Source organism: Micromonospora globispora, from assembly GCF_003857015.1.
GTDB classification, from domain to species: Bacteria; Actinomycetota; Actinomycetes; order Mycobacteriales; family Micromonosporaceae; genus Micromonospora; species Micromonospora globispora.
The window spans coordinates 1-2,262 of record NZ_QGGF01000640.1 but is presented as its reverse complement, the minus strand read 5'-3'; the positions used below and the strand labels follow the sequence as shown (position 1 = coordinate 2,262).

General features: G+C 71.8%; 3 protein-coding genes. 2 read left to right on the top strand and 1 reads right to left on the bottom strand.

The genetic code is table 11. The features are described from left to right. The coding region (locus tag DKL51_RS31225) for a glutathione S-transferase family protein (protein WP_260428741.1) at positions 1-1,050 on the bottom strand (1,050 nt) is incomplete at its 3' end. 151 nt (positions 1,051-1,201) lie between these two features. On the opposite strand from DKL51_RS31225, the gene DKL51_RS31220 reads away from it, so the two are divergent. Together DKL51_RS31220 and DKL51_RS31215 are read left to right on the top strand one after the other, a co-directional pair. Continuing rightward, positions 1,202-1,624: an ester cyclase gene (locus tag DKL51_RS31220; protein WP_109943972.1), complete on the top strand. Its 423-nt coding sequence runs from the start codon at positions 1,202-1,204 to the stop codon at positions 1,622-1,624. A gap of 73 nt (positions 1,625-1,697) precedes the next feature. Continuing rightward, positions 1,698-2,262: NuoI/complex I 23 kDa subunit family protein (locus DKL51_RS31215; RefSeq protein WP_260428740.1), on the top strand; the 565-nt coding region annotated here is incomplete at its 3' end.

Here is a 2,262-nt window from a genome sequence, read left to right as displayed (position 1 = left end):
CCGGGTCCAGGTCGAAGGTCCAGCTCCGGGCGTCGTGGGTCGGCCCGGCCACCGCCATCGAGATGGCTTCCTCCAGCCCGGGCGGCCGTTCAGGGCCTCGCGGCCGTGTGGGGTGAGCCAGTTCGACAGGTCGGGGCCGAGCGGCACGATTCCGGTCGGGTTGATGTCCCGGTGCACCTCGTAGTAATGCCGCTTGATGTGGTCGAAGTCGATGGTGTCGCCGAAGCCGGGGGTCTGGAACAGGTCCCGGGCGTACGCCCACAGCACCGGCATCTCGGTCAGCTTGCTCCGGTTGCACTTGAAATGGCCGTGGTAGACCGGGTCGAAGCGGACCAGCGTGGTGAACAGCCGCACGTCGGCCTCGGTGATGGTGTCGCCGACCAGGTACCGCTGCCGGGTCAGCCGCTCGGTCAGCCAGTCCAGCCGGTCGAAGAGCCGGTGGTACGCCTTCTCGTACGCCTCCTGGCTGCCGGCGAAGCCGCACCGGTAGACGCCGTTGTTCACGTCGGCGAAGACCTTGGCGTTGACCTTGTCGATCTCGTCGCGCAACGGCTCCGGGTAGAGGTCCGGCGCCCCTTCCCGGTGGTACGCGGTCCACTCGGTCGACAGGTCGAGGCTCATCTGCGCGTAGTCGTTGGTGACCACCTGCCCGGACGGCACGTCCACGATCGCCGGCACGGTGATGCCCCGCTCGTAGCCCGGGAACCGCTTGAAGTACGCCTCGGCCAGCCGTTCGATGCCGAGCACCGGGTCCCGCCCGCCCGGGTCCAGGTCGAAGGTCCAGCTCCGGGCGTCGTGGGTCGGCCCGGCCACCGCCATCGAGATGGCGTCCTCCAGCCCGAGCAGGCGGCGGACGATGATCAGCCGGTTCGCCCAGGGGCAGGCCCGGCTGACCGCCAGCCGGTACCGGCCGGGCTCCACCGGCCAGCCGTCCCGGCCGGCGGCGGTGATCCGGGTGGCGATGTAGCGCTGGTCCCGGGTGAACTCGCCGCCCGGCTCCACGTACTTGCCCCCGGTCCGGGTCAGGACCTCGTCGCCGCTCTCGGTCACGGCACGACCTCAGTTCGCGACTGCGGGGCTCGCAACCCCGCCTCACTCCTCGCGCTCACGATGCCTCCTGAAGCTGTCGTCCCGTCCCATCATGGTCGCTGCGGGGGCCGGCGGCAGGCCGAGCGCGTCGACGGGGGGCTACGCTGCCGCGGTGACTGATCTGGAGGCGGCGGCCCGACGCTTCATCGCCGACGTGTGGAACGCCGGCCGCGAAGACACGGCGTACGAGGTGGTCGCCGAGGACTGCCCGGGGCTGGGCGGGACCGGCCCGGCGGCGACGCTGGCCTGGCACCGCGACCGGCGCGCGGCCTTCCCCGACCTGCGCTACAAGATCGTCGAGGTGGTGGCCGACGGGGACCGGGTGGCCGTGCACTGGCGGGCGGCCGGCACCCAGGCCGGGCAGTTCGGGCCGGTGCCGCCGACCGGCCAGGTGGTCAGCTACTCGGGGGCCACGTTCCTGCGCTTCGACGACACCGGTCGGATCGTCGACGTGTGGAGCGTCAACGAGCTGTTCCAGCTCCTCCAGCAGCTCGGCGTGGAGATGCTCCCCCCGCTCCCCGGCGGCCGCGGCTGATCGGGTCCGCCCACCGGGCCTATCCCCCGGGTGGTGGTCGCGCGGGTCGAGGGCACAGGGCAGGATGGGCGGCATGACCGAGCGGAGCGAACGCGGCGTTCCCGGTGAAGGGCTGGTGAAGGGGCTGGCGGTCACGCTGAAGACGATGACCCGCCGCTCGACCACCCAGCAGTACCCCGACGTCGCCCCCGAGCTGCCACCCCGCTCCCGCGGCGTGATCGCGCTGCTGGAGGAGAACTGCACGGTCTGCATGCTCTGCGCCCGGGAGTGCCCGGACTGGTGCATCTACATCGACTCGCACAAGGAGGAGGTGGCGGTGCCCGGCGCCGCCCGCCCCCGCCAGCGCAACGTGCTCGACAAGTTCGACATCGACTTCTCGCTCTGCATGTACTGCGGCATCTGCGTCGAGGTCTGCCCCTTCGACGCGCTCTACTGGACGCCGGAGTTCGAGTACGCCGAGTACGACATCAAGGACCTGCTGCACGACAAGGACCACCTCGGCGAGTGGATGGCCACCGTCCCGCCGCCGCCCGCGCACGACCCGAACGGCGAGCCGTCCAAGGAGGAGACCACCGCCGCGCGCAAGGCCGCGGCCCCGGCCCGCCCCGCCCCCTGGTGTGCCCCGACCCGGACCGCCT